This window comes from Endozoicomonas sp. ONNA1 (assembly GCF_024606325.1).
Lineage (GTDB): Bacteria > Pseudomonadota > Gammaproteobacteria > Pseudomonadales > Endozoicomonadaceae > Endozoicomonas_A.
This window is the reverse complement of the sequence record NZ_JAHHPN010000258.1, coordinates 1-1,075: the sequence shown is the minus strand read 5'-3', so window position 1 is coordinate 1,075 and position 1,075 is coordinate 1. Positions and strand designations below refer to the sequence as shown.

Genomic DNA, 1,075 nt, shown 5'->3' with positions numbered 1-1,075 from the left:
TTTTTGATGACACGGATGTCGCTGTCGGGCAGTATGGCCGTGACTGCATCGGTCACTCCCTGGTGTATCTGGCTGGCTGGCTGGCCGTTGCTCCCCAGGACCTGATCCATCTTCCAGTAGATAAAATGAACCAGCAGCGACTTCAGGTAATCGCTGGCAATGAGCCTCTGTGGGTAATATTTGGCAAGGTTCTCTTTTTGTTGTGACAGCAAGTTTTCAGCTGCTGCCCGGCTTAAGCCAAGCAGAGTGGAGTCAAGCAGGGATTCCAGGCCGGAACCGACTCTCGACCATGCCCGGTAATCAACATCGACCATGACAGAGGCAGGGAGCAGAGGGCTATAGGTGGCGATGGTATTATCAAATTGGCGACCCGAGGGAACGGCGGGTACCGGATTTTTCTCATTGATGACCTTATTGAAAAGAGTGCGGTCACTGACACTGATCGCCACTTCTCCTTTTGACAGGAGTTCCGATGTTGCCTTCACTTTATTGCTATCATGGCGCCTCAAATATTGCAGCGCCCGGCGGTAATCCGCTTCAGTACCCTCAGCCAGCTGCAAGTTATGATGGCCTTTGACCAGACGCTGATAAAGGCTTGTTTTTGAAGGATGATCAGCCGTCAGGGTCAGTGCGTATTGGCGGGTCAGTCCAAGGGGGCGCTGCTCACCGTCAGGTATGGTCCCGGTGTTTATCCCAAAGCGCTGCCGCACCTGCTGGCGCAATGCTGACAGTGACCCTCCACCGCTCTCAAGGGCTTTCAACAGACTGGCGCCGAACAGGCTTGTCAGGGTTTCCCGGAAAATGAACGGCTTGATACTCTCCCCGTCCCGCGTGCCCAGCAGTAACCGGGCATGACTGTTGTCTTCCGCGCTGATTTCGACACGGCTGTCTACCAAAGGCCAGTGAGGCCTGAGGCTGACTTTCACCCTAAAGGAGCTGCCATCGGGAATGCCCGACGCTTTGATCGGGCTCACAAGCCCTTGTAGCAGGTTTGCTAAACGTGGCGCTCTCATTCCCCGGGCAATGCGTTGAATGTCTTTTTGTAACGGCTGTTCGCCAATGGTGCCCTCACGTT

At 54.8% G+C, this 1,075-nt stretch carries 1 protein-coding gene; it reads right to left on the bottom strand.

Going from position 1 to position 1,075, the window contains the following annotated elements:
• A partial coding sequence (locus KDK19_RS06130; protein ID WP_257291562.1) for a hypothetical protein occupies positions 1-1,075 on the bottom strand: 1,075 nt, incomplete at both ends.